Origin of the sequence: Microbacterium sp. SMR1 (assembly GCF_003289625.1) — a bacterium.
GTDB lineage: Bacteria > Actinomycetota > Actinomycetes > Actinomycetales > Microbacteriaceae > Microbacterium > Microbacterium plantarum.
The window spans coordinates 547,415-562,755 of the sequence record NZ_QMBN01000001.1 but is presented as its reverse complement, the minus strand read 5'-3'; the positions used below and the strand labels follow the sequence as shown (position 1 = coordinate 562,755).

Below are 15,341 nucleotides of genomic sequence, written 5' to 3'. Positions count from 1 at the left end.
CTCAGCCGTCCAATCGCACGAGCCAGCCGTGCTTGTCTTCGCGTCGTCCGTACTGGATGTCGGTGAGCTCTTCGCGCAGTGACAGGGCGAGCTCGCCGACCGGCTGCTCGTCGAAGAAGTCGTGGCCCTTGAGAATCCCGATCGGCGTCACGACGGCAGCGGTACCGCAGGCGAAGACCTCGACGATGTCACCGGATGCCACGCCCTGGCGCCACTCGTCGAGCGAGACGGCGCGTCCCTCGACCTTATGCCCGCGGTCGCGCGCGAGCTGCAGGATCGAGTCGCGGGTGATCCCTTCGAGGATCGAGTCGGACTGCGGCGTGACGATCGTGCCGTCCTTGTAGACGAACACGACGTTCATGCCGCCGAGCTCCTCCACGTTGCGGTCCTGATCGAGGAAGACGACCTGGTCGCACTCGTTCTCGTACGCCTCGGCCTGCGGGAGCAGGCTCGACGCGTAGTTGCCGCCGGTCTTGGCGGCGCCCGTGCCGCCCTTGCCCGCGCGGGCGTAGTCCTCGCTGAGCCAGATCGAGACAGGCTTCACACCCCCGGTGAAGTAAGCACCCGCCGGGCTCGCGATCAGGTAGTACGCGACCTTGTTCGCGGGGCGCACGCCGAGGAACGCCTCCTTCGCGAACATGAACGGCCGCAGATAGAGCGACTGATCGGCGCCGGAAGGCACCCAATCCCCATCGACGGCGATGAGCTCGCGGAGCGACTGGATGAACCATTCGACCGGCAGCTCGGGCAGCGCGAGGCGGCGCGCGGAGCGCTGGAGCCGCCGACCGTTCTGGTCGGGTCGGAAGGTATGGACCGAGCCGTCGGCGTGACGATAGGCCTTGATGCCCTCGAAGATCTCCTGGCCGTAGTGCAGCACCGCCGCAGCCGGATCGAGGGTGATCGGACCGTACGGCTGGACGCGCGGGCGGTGCCAGCCGCCCCGGACCGACCAGCAGATGTCCACCATGTGATCGGTGAAGTGCGTGCCGAACCCGGGATTCGCGAGGATCTCCTCGCGACGGGCAGCCGAGGCTGCGGTGAGGTTTCGAGTGACGGCGAACTCGAGGGCTTCGAGTCCGGCGTCGGGGTCGTTTTCGAGGAGCGTCATCTGTCTTCCCAGAGAATGTCGGGCGGCGGGCGGCGGGCGGCTTCCAGGCTACGCCTGGAGTCGAGCCGTGATCGCGTCGCCGATCTGTGTCGTGGTGCGCGGGTCCGAGCTGCGGTCCGCGATGTCAGCCTCGACCGCGCGTGTCACGCGTCGAGCGGCCTCCGTGAGCCCGAGGTGATCGAGCAGCAACGAGACGGAGAGGATCGCGGCCGTGGGATCGGCCTTCTGCTGGCCCGCGATGTCGGGCGCCGATCCGTGGACGGGCTCGAACATCGAAGGGAACGCGCCGTCGGGGTTGATGTTCCCCGATGCGGCGAGGCCGATGCCTCCGGTGACGGCGCCGGCCAAGTCGGTCAGGATGTCGCCGAAGAGGTTGTCGGTGACGATCACATCGAAACGGCCCGGGTTCGTGACCAGGAAGATCGTCGCCGCGTCGACGTGGAGATAGTCTACGGCGACGTCGGGGTGCTCAGCCGCCACCTCGTCCACGATGCGCTTCCAGATCCCGCCCGCGTGCACGAGGACGTTCGTCTTGTGCACCAGCGTCAGCTTCTGCCGCCGGCGCTCAGCCAGATCGAACGCGTAGCGCACGACACGCTCGACACCGAAAGCGGTGTTCACCGAGGTCTCGTTCGCGACCTCGTGCGGGGTGCCGCGGCGGATGCTGCCGCCGTTGCCGACGTACGGCCCCTCGGTGCCCTCGCGGACCACGACGAAGTCGATCTCCCCGGGGTCGGCGAGTGGACCCGGAACGCTCGGATACAGCTTCGACGGCCGGAGGTTGACGTAGTGGTCGAGCTCGAAGCGAAGCTTGAGCAGGAGTCCCCGCTCGATGTTCGCGTCGCGCAGCCGCGGGTCGCCGGGCACTCCCCCGACCGCGCCGAGGAGGATCGCGTCGTGCCCAGCGATGGCCGCCAGGTCGTCGTCCGTGAGCGTGTCACCGGTCTCGAGGTAACGCGCCGCACCGAGCGAGAACCGCGTCTTGTCGATGACGACATCCGTTCCCGCCACCGCCGCGTCGAGCACCTTCTCGGCCTCGGCGACGACCTCGGGACCGATTCCGTCGCCCGGAATCACGGCCAGCTTCACGACGCGCGACATCGCTCTCCTCGTTCTCGGCGAAGCGGCGCGCCGAGCGCTCAATGCTCGGCGGGCCGCGAGTGGGATCCCTTCAGCGTAGTGGCCGCGATGATGCCCGCGCAGACGACGAGCACAGCGCCGATGGCCGCGGTCACGCCGACGCCGGAGTCGAACGCGTGCGCGGCTGCATCCATCAGCTGACGTCCGATCGGCTCGGGCAGACCCTGCGCGACGTTGACGGCTCCCGCGAGAGTCTCGCGCGCTGCATCGGCGGCCTCGGCTGGCACCCCTTGCGGGACCGTCATGCCGACGCGATACATCGCCGTGAGGATGCCGCCGAGCACGGCTGTTCCCAGCACGGCGCCCACCTCGTACGCAGTCTCGGACACTGCACTGGCCGCTCCTGCCTTCGCCGGCGGGGCGCTCGCGAGCACGAGTTCGTTCGACACCGTCTCCGCCGCGCCGATGCCCATACCCAGCAGGGCGAACGCGAGCACGAGCTCGATCATGCTCTCGGCGTCGGTCAGGAGCGCGATCATGACGTACCCGGCGGCCGACAGCGCGAGAGCCGCGGGCACGACGATCCGCGGTGAGACCCGGCGCGAGATGGGCACGACTCCCAACCCGGCGACGATCATCATGACGAGCCCCGGAACCAGGGCCAGCCCGGCCTGCAGCGGCGAGAGACCGACGATCAGCTGCAGATGCTGCGTCACGAAGTACAGGAACCCGACGAGGGCCACGACGCTCAGGAGGTTGACCAGCAGCGCACCGCTGAAGGTGCCGCGGGAGAACAGCCGCATATCGAGCATCGGCTCGTTCACGCGAAGCTGGCGCCGCACGAACAGCCAGCCGAACACCAGTCCGAGCGCGAACAGCACCGGCGGGGTGATGCCCCACCCCTTCACCGCGAAGTCCTTGATGGCGTAGACGATCGGCACCATCGTCAGCATCGACAGGGCGATGCTGATCGGATCGATGCGCCCCGGCCGCGGATCGCGGCTCTCGGGAACGAGGAAGGGCGCGAGCAGGAGCAGCGGCACGAGTACCGGTACCGCCATGAGGAACACCGACCCCCAGCTGAAGTGCTCGAGCAGCACGCCGCCGACGATCGGACCGAGCGCGGCGCCCGCCGAGAACATCGAGGCCCAGACCGCGATGGCGAGCCGGCGCTGGTCCCGGTCGGTGAAGATGCTTCGCAGCAGCGACAGCGTCGACGGCATCAGCATGGCGCCGAACACGCCCATCGCCGCCCTCGCCGCGATCAGCATCTCGGCGTTGGGCGCGAAAGCCGCCAGGGCGGAGACCGTTGCGAACCCGGTCGCGCCGACCAGCAGCATCCGGCGCCGACCGAAGCGATCGCCGAGCGACCCCATCGTCACGAGGAGTCCCGCGAGGATGAGCGGATACACGTCGATGATCCAGAGCTGTTGCGCGCTGGTGGGGCTCAGGGCTCGTGCGATCTCGGGCAGCGCGAAGCTCAGCACCGTGTTATCCACCGATACGAGCAGCACCGGCAGCATCAGCACGCCGAGCGCGGCCCACCCCCGCCAGCCGACCCGTCGGCCCTGGCCGTCTGCGATTGCGATCTCTTCTGTCAACGTCATTAGTTCACCGTCCAGCCGGTATAGTAACAGGACCGAACGCCGAGACGCGAGAGGATTGAGGACATGAGTCGTCCCCCACGCGCACGCGAGAGCGTGCTCGACGCGTACGAGAATCTGCTGATCTCCGACGGAGCCCGGGGCGCCACGATGGACGCCGTCGCCGCCGCAGCCGGGGTCTCGAAGGGAGGACTGCTGTACCACTACGCCTCGAAGGAGGCGCTCGAGACGGCCCTCCTGGAGCGGATGATGGAGCTCGCGCGTCTCGACGTCGACGACATGGCGCAGCATCCCGAGGGGATCGTCGCGGCCTATCTCCGCACTTCGGTGATGGAGGACAGCGCGCTCGATCGCGCGCTCTTGGCCGGTTCCCGTCTGGCTCAGAGCGGTCACCCCGCTGCGAGCGCCGCGCTGCGCGACGTCCGCACCCTGTGGGAAGAGGCGCTCCGCGAGCACACGCGCGACGAGACGGCGCTGCAGCTCGTGCTTCTGGTCGGCGACGGCCTCTACTTCAACAACGCGCTGGGGGCGGGCGCTGTCGTGGGTCCCCTCCCCCAGGGCGAAGACTTCGACGCACTCATCCGGCTGGTGCTCAGCGTCGCTCGACCATGACCGATGCCCGGGACGAATTCGCCCCGGGCATCGAATCGAGCACTCAGACCTCGGTCAGCTCGATCTGGCGGAACAGGTCTGCGGCCACGGCCTCGCGCATCTCGTCGAGAAGGTGGTCGGGCACCGGCGAATCGACCGTGAGTACCGAGAGCGCGCGGCCCGAGGCGTCCGGCCGCGCGACCTGCAGACCGGCGATGTTGATGCCCGCCTCCCCCAGCTTCTGGCCGTAGATCGCGACGATGCCGGGCCGGTCGGCGTAGCGCATGACGACGTGGTGACGCTCGATCGGCACCTCGACCTCGTAACCGTTGATACCGACCACCTTCGGAACCATCCGCGTTCCGGCGAGAGTGCCCTCGACCGTCAGGACCGACCCGTCGGAGAGGGTGCCCCGGAGAATGGTGATGTTGCGGTAGAGCGGGCTGTCGGCCTCGACGATGAGACGAGTCTCGATGCCGCGCTGCTCGGCGAAGAGCGGTGCGTTCACGTACGAGACGTTCTCGCTGACGATATTGGTGAAGATGCCCTTCAGTGCGGCGAGACGGTACACGCTCACGTCGTAGGCGGCCAGCTCGCCGCGGACCTCGATGTCGAGGCTCGTCAGTGCGCTGGGCGCAAGACCCGTGAAGATCTGGCCGAGCTGCTCGACGAGCGCGATGCCGGGGCGGACGAAGGGGTCGATGACACCCCCGGCGACGTTGACGGCATCGGGCACGAGGTCGCCCTCGAGAGCGAGCTTGACCGACTTCGCGACCGAGACGCCCGCCTTCTCCTGAGCCTCATCGGTCGACGCGCCGAGGTGCGGCGTGACGACGACGTTCGGCAGAGAGAGCAGCGGGTACGCCGTGCCGTCCTCCTTCGGCGGCTCGCTCGTGAACACGTCGAGCCCCGCCCCGGCGATCTCGCCGGTCGTGAGAGCGGTGTAGAGGGCCTCCTCGTCGATCAGGCCGCCGCGAGCGACGTTGACGACGTAGGCGGACTTCTTCATGCGCGCGAACTGCTCGGCGCCGATCATGCCGGTCGTCTCAGGCGTCTTGGGCATGTGGATCGTGACGAAATCGCTCTGCGCGAGCAGGTCGTCGAGGCTCAACAGCGTCACGCCGAGCTGCTGTGCACGGGTGGGAGTGACGTAGGGGTCGTATGCCACGACGTTGACGTCGAATGCCTGCAGTCGCGCAGCGATCAGCGCACCGATACGGCCGAGGCCGATGATGCCCACGGTCTTCTCGAACAGCTCGGTTCCGGTGAAGGACGAGCGCTTCCACGCACCGGTCGCGAGCGACGCGTGAGCCGCGGGAATGTGGCGCGCAAGGCTGAGGATGTGGCCGACGGTGAGCTCGGCCGCGGAGATGATGTTGGATGTCGGAGCGTTGACCACCATCACACCGGCAGCAGTTGCGGCCTTGATGTCGACGTTGTCGAGTCCGACGCCCGCGCGAGCGATGACCTTCAGCGAGGGCGCGGCAGCGATCGCCTCGGCATCCATCTTGGTCGCCGATCGGATCAGCACAGCATGCGCGTCGGCGAGAGCCGGCAGCAGCGCGGCACGGTCGGCGCCGTCGACGGATCGGATCTCGAAATCAGGACCGAGGGCATCGATCGTGGCGGGCGAGAGTTCTTCGGCGATGAGCACGACGGGCTGGGGCACGGACGATCCTCTGGAGCATGCGCAGAAGCGCGGAACGGGTGGTCGCCACGACAGCCGACGGCGGTGCGGCGGGTCGTCTCAGCCTAGCGCGGCGTCGGCGACACCCAGGACCGTGTGACGTTCCGCCGGGTCAGACCGCACCGGAGGTGAGCGCGAACGAGATGACGTTGAGGAAGAACACGGATGCAAGCCCGAGGCCGCCCAGCAGAATGAGCGCGAACGCCCAGGACGGCCGGCGCCAACCGAGCGCGAAAGCCCCGGCGAAGATCACGATCGGCATCACGACCGCGGCGACGACGGCCACCCACCCGACAGCGGTGCGTGCCGGAGAGGGCGCGAAGAGGAGCGGGACCGCCGCCCAGACCGCATACGCGTAGAACAGACCGAACGCGCCCGCGACAGTCGCCACCCGCCAGACCGGGGGCGCCTTCCGTAACGGCTGCGCTTCGTTCGACACCATCAGCTCACCGCCCCGAGCGTCGCGAAGGGCCACGGAACGAGAAGCAGCGCTCCCGCGCCGAGCCAGGCGAATCGAACCCACGCGCGCGAACTCCGAGTGAGGACGTAGGCGGCCGTGAACCAGATCGCCGGCGCGGCGACGGCGAGCACGAGCACCGGGATGGTGACGGCCGTCTCGATCCCGAGCAGTCCGCTCAGGTTGTGGACGCGCATGCCGCCGACGAACCAGCCGACCGAGTACAGCAGGTAGATTCCGCCGAGCACACCGAGCGAGATGAGAGCAGCGCTGCTCAGGCCCTCGGACGAGGGGTGCTCCGCCGACTCGTCAGGCAGGTCGGACACCGTCTCCGTGGAATCGTTCTCCCTAGGGCCGGACGCCTCCGGCGTGGGCTGACCCGTGGCCGCGGACACGAGTGTCGGATCGTCGTCCCCCGCCCAGCTCAGGGCGTCGTCATCGCGGCTCGTCACCTGCTCAGAGTACCGCGCGACCACGGCCGGCACGGGCGCGGCGCCGTGCCGCGCCGATCAGCGACCGATCTGACGACCGCCGCGCAGTACCAGAATCGCGACACCGGCGCCGGCCAGAGCGAGCGCTCCGGCCCACGGCGCCCAGACGACGGGTCGCGTGAGTTCCTCGCCCGACCCGTCGTGCAACGATCCGACTCGGACCGCGTCGGTCCGCCCCGTCGGGTCTTCAGCGGGAACGGAAGCGCCGAGCTGCGCCGACCCGCCCACGTCAGGACCGCCGTCGATGTGGACCGCGTCGCTCGGTTCGGGGGTGGGCGTTGCCATGTCGGTGCCACGCGGCGCGAGCCGCAGCAAGGCGCCGAGTCGGATAGCAGTAGAAGCGCGCAGCTCGACCTGGGCGTCGGTCTCGATGCGCGGCGGCGTCGGCGCGGGCGGCTGCTCGACGGGTACCGTCGGCGAGGGGTCCACCGGAGAGGACGGGCTCGGTGCCGGACTCGTGGTCGGCGCCGGAGTCGGCTCGCCATCCGTCGGCGACGGTTCGCTGGTCGGCGCCGGCGACGGCGTCTCGGTCTCACCCGGCGCGGGCGTCGGGACGCCCTCGTCCGATTCCTCATCCGGGATCACGGGCGCAACCGGGGCGTCCGATCGCGGGACGACCTCGATCTCATCGGCGGTGACCGACCAGGCGGACGGTGCGGTGATCGCCCCCGCGATCACAGAAGCTGCGACGCACACCGCCCCCAGGCGCGCGCGAGCGAACTGCTTCTTACGGACGGGCATGCATCCATCGTAAAAGGTCACGACTGTGGGGGCACGCCGAAAGCCCGGCCCCTGATGGGGACCGGGCTTCCGTGGCACGAGGCCGGGCTCGACGGGGTGCCGCCGAGGGTCGCGGAGCGGACGGTGCCGCTCGTGACGGGTCAGCGCGCGGCGCTGCCCTCGATGTAGTCGCTGTCCTGCTGCTTCCAGGCGAAGAGGCCGCGCAGCTCCTTGCCGGTCGCCTCGATGGGGTGACCCTGCTCCTTCTCGCGGAGGCCGAGGAACTCGGTGGCGCCGTTGTCCTGGTCGGCGATGAAGCGCTGCGCGAACGCGCCCGACTGGATGTCGGCGAGCACGGCCTTCATGTTCTCCTTGACCTCCGGCGAGATCACCCGCGGGCCGGAGACGTAGTCGCCGTACTCGGCGGTGTCGGAGATCGACCAGCGCTGCTTGGCGATGCCGCCCTCCCACATGAGGTCGACGATCAGCTTGAGCTCGTGCAGCACCTCGAAGTACGCGATCTGGGGCTGGTAGCCGGCCTCGATCAGCGTCTCGAAGCCGTACTGGACGAGGTGGCTCATGCCACCGCAGAGCACGGCCTGCTCGCCGAAGAGATCGGTCTCGGTCTCTTCGGTGAACGTGGTCTTGATGACCCCCGCGCGGGTGCCGCCGATGGCCTTCGCGTACGAAAGCGCGGTGTCCCAGGCCGAGCCGGACGCGTCGCGCTCGACTGCGATGATGTCGGGGATGCCGCGACCCGCGACGAACTCGCGGCGCACCGTGTGGCCCGGGGCCTTCGGGGCGACGAGGATGACGTCGACGCCCTCGGGAGCGTCGATGTAGCCGAAGCGGATGTTGAAGCCGTGCGCGAACGCGAGGGTCTTACCCGCCGTGAGCTTGTCCTTGATGGAGTCGGCGTAGATCGAGCGCTGGTGCTGATCGGGAGCCAGGATCATGATGAGGTCGGCCCACTCAGCAGCATCCGCGACGTTCTTGACCTCGAAGCCCTCGTCCTGCGCCTTCGCGGCCGACTTCGAGCCGTCCTTGAGCGCGATGACGACCTCGACACCGGAGTCGCGGAGGTTCTGGGCGTGGGCGTGTCCCTGCGAGCCGTAGCCGACGATCGCGACCTTCTTGCCCTGGATGATGGACAGGTCGGCGTGGTCGTCGTAGAAGATCTCGGCCATGTTCGTGTGTTTCTCCTTGATTCGTGGTTCGGAAGGTCAGCCGCGCAGAACGCGCTCGGTGATGCTCTTGCCGCCGCGCCCGATGGCGAGCAGGCCGGACTGGGCCAGCTCCTTGATGCCGAAGGGCTCGAAGGCGCGGAGGATCGCGTCGATCTTGCCGCGGTCTCCGGTCACCTCGACCACCAGCGCGTCGGGGGCGTAGTCGACGATCGCGGCGCGGAACAGGTTCGCGACCTCGATCACGTTCGAGCGGGTCTGGTTGTCGGCCCGCACCTTGATGAGGATGTGCTCGCGCTGCACCGACGACGAGAAGTCGAGCTCGACGATCTTGATGACGTTCACGAGCTTGTTCAGCTGCTTGGTCACCTGCTCGAGCGGCAACTCCTCGACATCGACGACGACCGTGATGCGCGAGAGCCCCGGCACCTCGGTGACGCCGACGGCGAGCGACTCGATGTTGAAGCCGCGTCGGGCGAACAGCCCGGCGACACGGGTCAGCAGACCCGGCTTGTCCTCCACCAGGAGGCTCAGCACGTGGCGCGACATCTCAGGCCTCCTCGTCGAATGCGGGCGCGTGCTCGCGGGCGTACTGGATGTAGCTGTTGCTCACACCCTGCGGGACCATCGGCCACACCATCGCGTCTGCGCTCACGACGAAGTCGATCACGACGGGGCGATCGTTCGTCTCGAGGGCGAGCTTGATGGCATCGTCGATCTGGTCCTCGGTCTCGACCCGGATGGCGAGGCAGCCGTACGCTTCGCCGAGCTTGACGAAATCGGGGACGCGCGCCGTTCCGTGGCCGGTGTTCAGGTCGGTGTTCGAGTGACGGCCGTCGAAGAACAGCGTCTGCCACTGCCGCACCATGCCCAGCGACGAGTTGTTGATGATCGCGACCTTGATCGGGATCTGGTTGATGACGCAGGTCGCGAGTTCCTGGTTCGTCATCTGGAAGCAGCCGTCGCCGTCGATCGCCCAGACGACGCGCTCCGGCTGAGCGACCTTCGCACCCATGGCAGCGGGCACCGCGTAGCCCATCGTGCCGGCGCCGCCGGAGTTGAGCCATGAGTTGGGGCGCTCGTACTTGATGAACTGTGCGGCCCACATCTGGTGCTGGCCGACGCCCGAGGCGTAGACGCCCTCGGGGCCTGTGAGCTCGCCGATCCGCTGGATCACGTGCTGCGGCGACAGCAGCCCGTCGGTCGTCGGGGCGTAACCGAGCGGGAACTCCTCGCGCAGCCCGTCGAGGTAGGCCCACCACTCGGTCGTGTCGGGCTTGCCGTCGCCGATGACGCCGCGGAAGGCCGACTCGAGGTCGACCAGCACGTCGCGCACATCGCCCACGATCGGGACGTCGGCAAAGCGGATCTTCGAGATCTCGGCCGGATCGATGTCGACGTGCACGACCTTGGCGTGCGGCGCGAACAACGACGCCTTGCCGGTCACACGGTCGTCGAAGCGCGCACCGAGGGCGACGATCAGATCGGACTCCTGCAGCGCGAGCACCGCGGGCACCGTGCCGTGCATGCCCGGCATGCCGAGGTGCTGCGGGTGCGAGTCGGGAAAGGCGCCGCGTGCCATGAGCGTCGTGACCACGGGTGCGCCGGTCGCCTCCGCGAGCGTCAGCAGCTCGTCGGATGCGCCGCCGCGGATGACACCGCCCCCCACGTACAGCACGGGCTTGTGCGACTCGGCGAGAAGCTGCGCAGCCGCCTGGATCTGCTTGCCGTGCGCCTTGGTCACCGGACGATATCCCGGAAGGTCGATCTTCGGCGGCCAGACGAACGGCGCGCTGTTCTGCTGAGCGTCCTTCGTGATGTCCACGAGAACCGGGCCGGGGCGGCCGGTGCCGGCGATCTCGAACGCCGCGGCGATCGCGCCGGGGATCTCCTCGGCGGTCTTCACGAGGAACGAGTGCTTCGTGATCGGCATCGTGATGCCGACGATGTCGGCTTCCTGGAAGGCATCCGTGCCCATGAGGGTCGAGAACACCTGCCCGGTGATGCAGACGAGCGGGACGGAGTCCATGTAGGCGTCGGCGATCGCCGTCACGAGGTTGGTCGCGCCCGGGCCCGAGGTGGCGATCGCGACGCCGACCCGGCCGGATGCCGCGGCGTAGCCCTCGGCCGCGTGCCCTGCACCCTGCTCGTGACGGACGAGGATGTGGCGCACCGCCTCGTCGTCCATGAGCGGGTCGTAGACGGGCATGATCGCGCCGCCCGGGAGCCCGAAAACCTCGGTGACGCCGAGATTGTCGAGCGATCGGACAACGGCCTCTGCTCCCGTGATCACGGGTGCCGAGGGTGTGCGGGACGGCGGCCGGGGAATGGCCGCGGAGATGTCGGTGGACATGGTGATGAACCTCGCTGGAGAAGAGGAGACGATGTCGGAGCCGAAGTCAGCCGGTGGTCGCGCCCTCCGCGGCGGAGCGCACGAGCTTGGAGTACTTGGCCAGAACGCCACGGGTATAGCGCGGGGGAAGAGGGGCCCAGCCGTCACGGCGGGCGTTCAGCTCAGCCTCGTCGACGAGTAGGTCGAGGGAGCGAGCCGCGATATCGACCCGTATCAGATCACCATCGCGCACGAATGCGATGGGACCTGCGTCCACCGCTTCGGGTGCTATGTGGCCGATGCACAGGCCGGTTGTGCCGCCTGAGAATCGTCCGTCCGTCAAGAGTAGTACATCTTTTCCGAGCCCGGCGCCCTTGATGGCGGCGGTGATGGCGAGCATCTCGCGCATGCCCGGTCCACCCTTCGGGCCTTCGTAGCGGATGACGATGACCGAGCCCGGCTCGATCTCACCGTTCGCCACGGCATCCATCGCCGCGCGCTCGCGCTCGAACACACGCGCGGGCCCCTCGAACACCGCGGCGTCGAAGCCTGCGGTCTTGACGACGGCGCCCTCGGGGGCGAGCGACCCGTGCAGGATCGTGATGCCGCCGCTGGCGTGGATCGGGTTGTCGAACGTGTGGATGACCTTGCCGTCGATCGGCTCCGGGTCGAGGTCGCGGAGGTTCTCGGCGAGAGTCTTTCCGGTCACGGTCAGAGCGTCGCCGTGCAGCAGCCCCTCGTCGAGCATGGCCTTCATGACGACGGGGATGCCGCCGTGCCGGTCGACGTCGTTCATGACGTACTGGCCGAAGGGCTTCATGTCCGCGACGTGCGGCGTCTTGTCGCCGATGCGGTTGAAGTCGTGCAGGCTCAGGTCGACCTCCGCCTCGCGGGCGATCGCGAGGAGGTGGAGGACGGCGTTGGTCGAGCCGCCGAGGGCCATGACGAGGGCGATCGCGTTCTCGAACGCCTCCTTCGTCAGGATGTCCTTCGTCGTGATGCCCTGACGCAGGAGGTTGACGACGGCCTCGCCCGAGCGGTGGGCGTAGTAGTCGCGACGGCGGTCGGCCGACGGCGGCGCGGCGGAGCCCGGCAGGCTGAGGCCGAGGGCCTCGCCGACGGAGGCCATCGTGTTGGCGGTGTACATCCCGCCGCAGGCACCCTCCCCCGGGACGATCGCGCACTCGATGCGCTTGAGGTCCGCCTCGCTCATCTTTCCGGCACGGCACGCGCCGACACCCTCGAACGAGTCGATGATCGTCACGTCCTTCTCGGTGCCGTCGCTCAGCTTGACCCAGCCCGGCATCGTCGAGCCGGCGTACAGGAAGACGCTCGACAGGCCGAGGCGCGCGCTCGCCATCATCATGCCGGGGATCGACTTGTCGCAGCCGGCGAGCAGGACCGTGCCGTCGAGGCGTTCGGCCATGATGACGGCCTCGACCGAGTCGGCGATGACCTCGCGCGACACGAGGGAGAAGTGCATGCCCTCGTGGCCCATCGAGATGCCGTCCGAGACCGAGATGGTGCCGAACTGCAGCGGGTAGCCGCCGCCCGAGTGGACGCCTTCCTTGGCACCCTGCGCGAGCCGGTCGAGGCTCAGGTTGCAGGGGGTGATCTCGTTCCAGCTCGAGGCGATGCCGATCTGGGGCTTGTCCCAGTCCTCGTCGCCCATTCCGACGGCACGGAGCATGCCTCGGGAGGTCGTGGCTTCGATGCCGTCGGTGACGGCACGACTGCGGGGCTTGATGTCGATGGTCTCGGAGCTGTCGGACATTCTCGAATTCTATGCCCGTGCGGCGGGGCTCATTCTCCCGCCCGGGCCTCGGCGAGCCGTCCCAGCAGGACCGCGAGGGCGGCGGCATCCGCCACCCGGTATTGAGCGACCGTCTTTCCCCCACCCACGCGGATCCCCACGTCGCCCGGCTCGAGCGAGGCGAGCGCGTCCTCGTCGGTCACGTCGTCGCCGGCGAAGAGGACGACGTCGGCCCCGACCCGATCACGGAGGCTGCGGACGGCCGAGTCCTTGCCCTCGTGCCGCGAGGCGAACTCGAGGATGTCCTGGCCGGTGCGGCGGCGCCACGCGGGCGCCTCGGTCCGGACGAGATCATCGATCCGGGTGGCTGCCTCGGCGGCCTGCTCCCGATCGGCCAACCGCGTGTGGAGGGCGAACCCGAACCGCTTGTGCTCGATCCATGCGCCGTCGAGGCCTCCGATGATCTGCTCCGCGCGCGCCGTGAGCTCGTCGCGGAGTGAGACGTCGCTGTCGCTGTCCTGGGTGGATTCCGCGCCCGGATGCCAGAACTCGGCGCCGTGCGAGCCGGCGAGATGTATCCGCGAATCCGGCTCGCGCTCGGAGATCTCGGCCAGGTGTTCGAGCGTACGACCCGACACGAGCGCGACCGTCGTCGCGGATGCGTGAGCGAGCCGCTCGAGCGCGTCGCGCGCGGCGGGCAGCATTCTGGCCGACATCGGCTCATCGACGAGCGGGGCGAGCGTGCCGTCGAAGTCGAGCGCGATGAGGAGGTGCCGTGCGCTCGCTGCGCGCGCGACGGCTTCTGCGAGACCCTCGGGCGATGTGTACGCGACGGCGCTCATGCGCTGTGCTCCGCTTCGGTGGCGGCGGTCGAGACGGCGCGCGCGGTGGCAGCCGACTCCGCCGGGCTATTGGACTGAGCGGCGGTCGCGAGCGCGTCCAGGAACGATCGCGACCAGTCGTCGACGTCGTGTTCGCGGACGCGCTTGCGGAGAGCCCGCATGCGCCTCCCCTGCTCGGCTGCAGGCATCTCGATCGCCCGCACGATGGCATCCTTCATTCCGTCGATGTCGTGCGGGTTGATGCGCACTGCGCTCGCGAGTTCGTCGGCAGCACCGGCGAACTCGCTCAGGACGAGTACCCCGCGGTTGTCGATGCGACTGGCGACGTACTCCTTCGCGACGAGGTTCATGCCGTCACGGAGCGCGGTGACGAGCATGATGTCGGCGGCGAGGAAGAGGGCCACCATCTCTTCGCGCGGGAACGCCTGGTGCATGTAGCGGATCGCGCTGTGACCCCAGGTGTCGTGGTCGCCGTTGATGCGCGCGACGGTCAGCTCGATCTCGTCGCGCAGCTGCACGTACGACTCGACGCGCTCCCGGCTGGGGCTGGCGACCTGCACGAGAGTGGCGTCCTCGACGGAGACCCGTCCGTCCTCGATGAGCTCGCCGAAGGCCTTGAGGCGGTGCCGGATGCCCTTCGTGTAGTCCAGCCGGTCGACGCCGAGCAGGACCGTCTTGGGGTTGCCGAGATCCTCGCGGATCTCCGCGGCCCGCGCCTGGATGTCAGGACGCTGTGCGAGCTCGATGTAGTCGTCGGTCGAGATCGAGATCGGGAACGCCTTGGCGAGTGCCGTGCGGTGCCCTCCGCCCGGGGCGGGGACGCGGATGCCGCTGGCCTTGGTTTCGTACCGCAGTTGACGCCGCACAGCGCGCGCGAAATTGCCGGCGTCGGCCACGCGCTGGAAACCGATCACGTCAGCGCCCAGGAGGCCCTCCAGCACCTGCTTCCGCCACGGGAGCTGCGAGTACAGCCCGTAAGCGGGGAACGGGATGTGGTGGAAGTACCCGATCGTGAGGTCGGGACGCATGTCGCGCAGCATCTTCGGCACGAGCTGCAGCTGGTAGTCCTGCACCCACACGGTTCCGCCGCCCGCTGCCACCGCAGCCGCAGCCTCGGCGAAGCGCCGGTTCACGCGCTGGTATGCCTCCCACCAGTTGCGCCGGTATCGCGGGGCGGCGATGACGTCGTGGTAGAGGGGCCAGATCGTGTCGTTGGAGAAGCCCTCGTAGTAGTCCTCGACGTCGGCGGCGCTGAGGGCGACGGGAACGAGGTGCATGCCGTCGAAGTCGAACGGATCGAACTCGAGGTCGGGCTTTCCGGGCCAGCCGACCCACGCGCCCTCGGTGCGGCGCATGACGGGCTCGAGGGCGGTGACGAGCCCTCCCGGCGAACGGCGCCATTCTCCGTCCCCACCACCGTCCGTGTTCCGGTCAACCGGAAGCCGGTTGGCGACGACGACGAAATCAGCGGTGCTCATGCATGCCTCCAGGC

General features: G+C 68.8%; 14 protein-coding genes. 1 reads left to right on the top strand and 13 read right to left on the bottom strand.

Annotation, left to right across the window (positions count from 1 at the left end):
* Nucleotide 1: 1 nt before the first annotated feature.
* Genes DO944_RS02720 through DO944_RS02710 form a run of 3 tightly spaced genes read right to left on the bottom strand, consistent with a single transcriptional unit; the run spans nt 2 to nt 3,795 of the window.
* On the bottom strand, nt 2-1,108 hold the full coding sequence (locus DO944_RS02720) for a branched-chain amino acid aminotransferase (RefSeq protein ID WP_112614406.1): 1,107 nt from the start codon (nt 1,106-1,108) through the stop codon (nt 2-4).
* Nucleotides 1,109-1,156: 48 nt separating this feature from the next.
* Nucleotides 1,157-2,209: a 3-isopropylmalate dehydrogenase gene (locus tag DO944_RS02715; protein WP_112614404.1), complete on the bottom strand. Its 1,053-nt coding sequence runs from the start codon at nt 2,207-2,209 to the stop codon at nt 1,157-1,159.
* A 38-nt stretch (nt 2,210-2,247) separates the two neighbouring features.
* On the bottom strand, nt 2,248-3,795 hold the full coding sequence (locus DO944_RS02710) for an MFS transporter (RefSeq protein ID WP_112614402.1): 1,548 nt from the start codon (nt 3,793-3,795) through the stop codon (nt 2,248-2,250).
* Nucleotides 3,796-3,858: 63 nt separating this feature from the next.
* On the opposite strand from DO944_RS02710, the gene DO944_RS02705 reads away from it, so the two are divergent.
* On the top strand, nt 3,859-4,404 hold the full coding sequence (locus DO944_RS02705; protein ID WP_181574124.1) for a TetR/AcrR family transcriptional regulator: 546 nt from the start codon (nt 3,859-3,861) through the stop codon (nt 4,402-4,404).
* A 43-nt stretch (nt 4,405-4,447) separates the two neighbouring features.
* On the opposite strand, the gene serA is transcribed toward DO944_RS02705, so the two are convergent.
* The 10 genes from serA to DO944_RS02655 form a co-directional block, all read right to left on the bottom strand.
* Nucleotides 4,448-6,052, bottom strand: coding sequence for a phosphoglycerate dehydrogenase (gene serA / locus DO944_RS02700; RefSeq protein ID WP_112614400.1), 1,605 nt, complete (start codon nt 6,050-6,052; stop codon nt 4,448-4,450).
* 130 nt (nt 6,053-6,182) lie between these two features.
* Nucleotides 6,183-6,512: a hypothetical protein gene (locus DO944_RS02695; protein ID WP_112615113.1), complete on the bottom strand. Its 330-nt coding sequence runs from the start codon at nt 6,510-6,512 to the stop codon at nt 6,183-6,185.
* Nucleotides 6,512-6,979: a hypothetical protein gene (locus tag DO944_RS02690; protein ID WP_112615111.1), complete on the bottom strand. Its 468-nt coding sequence runs from the start codon at nt 6,977-6,979 to the stop codon at nt 6,512-6,514. The genes DO944_RS02695 and DO944_RS02690 overlap by 1 nt, the downstream gene beginning before the upstream one ends.
* A 57-nt stretch (nt 6,980-7,036) precedes the next feature.
* Complete coding sequence (locus DO944_RS02685; protein WP_112614398.1) at nt 7,037-7,759, bottom strand: hypothetical protein; 723 nt, start codon at nt 7,757-7,759, stop codon at nt 7,037-7,039.
* A 140-nt stretch (nt 7,760-7,899) separates the two neighbouring features.
* On the bottom strand, nt 7,900-8,925 hold the full coding sequence (gene ilvC, locus DO944_RS02680) for a ketol-acid reductoisomerase (protein ID WP_023951072.1): 1,026 nt from the start codon (nt 8,923-8,925) through the stop codon (nt 7,900-7,902).
* Between the two features lie 36 nt (nt 8,926-8,961).
* A complete protein-coding gene (gene ilvN / locus DO944_RS02675) occupies nt 8,962-9,471 on the bottom strand; it encodes an acetolactate synthase small subunit (RefSeq protein ID WP_071918201.1) in 510 nt (169 codons plus the stop codon).
* Between the two features lies 1 nt (nt 9,472).
* A complete protein-coding gene (locus DO944_RS02670; RefSeq protein WP_112614396.1) occupies nt 9,473-11,275 on the bottom strand; it encodes an acetolactate synthase large subunit in 1,803 nt (600 codons plus the stop codon).
* A gap of 46 nt (nt 11,276-11,321) precedes the next feature.
* Nucleotides 11,322-13,028 (bottom strand): dihydroxy-acid dehydratase, encoded by a 1,707-nt coding sequence (gene ilvD, locus DO944_RS02665; RefSeq protein WP_112614394.1) that lies wholly within the window; start codon nt 13,026-13,028, stop codon nt 11,322-11,324.
* A 29-nt stretch (nt 13,029-13,057) separates the two neighbouring features.
* A complete protein-coding gene (gene otsB, locus DO944_RS02660) occupies nt 13,058-13,849 on the bottom strand; it encodes a trehalose-phosphatase (RefSeq protein WP_112614392.1) in 792 nt (263 codons plus the stop codon).
* Nucleotides 13,846-15,327, bottom strand: a complete 1,482-nt coding sequence (locus DO944_RS02655) for a trehalose-6-phosphate synthase (protein ID WP_112614390.1) — start codon at nt 15,325-15,327, stop codon at nt 13,846-13,848. The genes otsB and DO944_RS02655 overlap by 4 nt, the downstream gene beginning before the upstream one ends.
* Nucleotides 15,328-15,341: the final 14 nt, after the last annotated feature.

What these genes read in the sequence shown, in the direction of transcription:
- DO944_RS02710 (WP_112614402.1), bottom strand. Translation starts at nt 3,795, where the DNA reads ATGACGTTGACAGAAGAGATCGCAATCGCAGACGGCCAGGGCCGACGG.
- ilvD (WP_112614394.1), bottom strand. Translation starts at nt 13,028, where the DNA reads ATGTCCGACAGCTCCGAGACCATCGACATCAAGCCCCGCAGTCGTGCC.
- DO944_RS02695 (WP_112615113.1), bottom strand. Translation starts at nt 6,512, where the DNA reads ATGGTGTCGAACGAAGCGCAGCCGTTACGGAAGGCGCCCCCGGTCTGG.
- DO944_RS02705 (WP_181574124.1), top strand. Translation starts at nt 3,859, where the DNA reads ATGAGTCGTCCCCCACGCGCACGCGAGAGCGTGCTCGACGCGTACGAG.
- otsB (WP_112614392.1), bottom strand. Translation starts at nt 13,849, where the DNA reads ATGAGCGCCGTCGCGTACACATCGCCCGAGGGTCTCGCAGAAGCCGTC.
- ilvN (WP_071918201.1), bottom strand. Translation starts at nt 9,471, where the DNA reads ATGTCGCGCCACGTGCTGAGCCTCCTGGTGGAGGACAAGCCGGGTCTG.
- DO944_RS02670 (WP_112614396.1), bottom strand. Translation starts at nt 11,275, where the DNA reads ATGTCCACCGACATCTCCGCGGCCATTCCCCGGCCGCCGTCCCGCACA.
- ilvC (WP_023951072.1), bottom strand. Translation starts at nt 8,925, where the DNA reads ATGGCCGAGATCTTCTACGACGACCACGCCGACCTGTCCATCATCCAG.
- DO944_RS02685 (WP_112614398.1), bottom strand. Translation starts at nt 7,759, where the DNA reads ATGCCCGTCCGTAAGAAGCAGTTCGCTCGCGCGCGCCTGGGGGCGGTG.
- DO944_RS02715 (WP_112614404.1), bottom strand. Translation starts at nt 2,209, where the DNA reads ATGTCGCGCGTCGTGAAGCTGGCCGTGATTCCGGGCGACGGAATCGGT.
- DO944_RS02720 (WP_112614406.1), bottom strand. Translation starts at nt 1,108, where the DNA reads ATGACGCTCCTCGAAAACGACCCCGACGCCGGACTCGAAGCCCTCGAG.
- DO944_RS02655 (WP_112614390.1), bottom strand. Translation starts at nt 15,327, where the DNA reads ATGAGCACCGCTGATTTCGTCGTCGTCGCCAACCGGCTTCCGGTTGAC.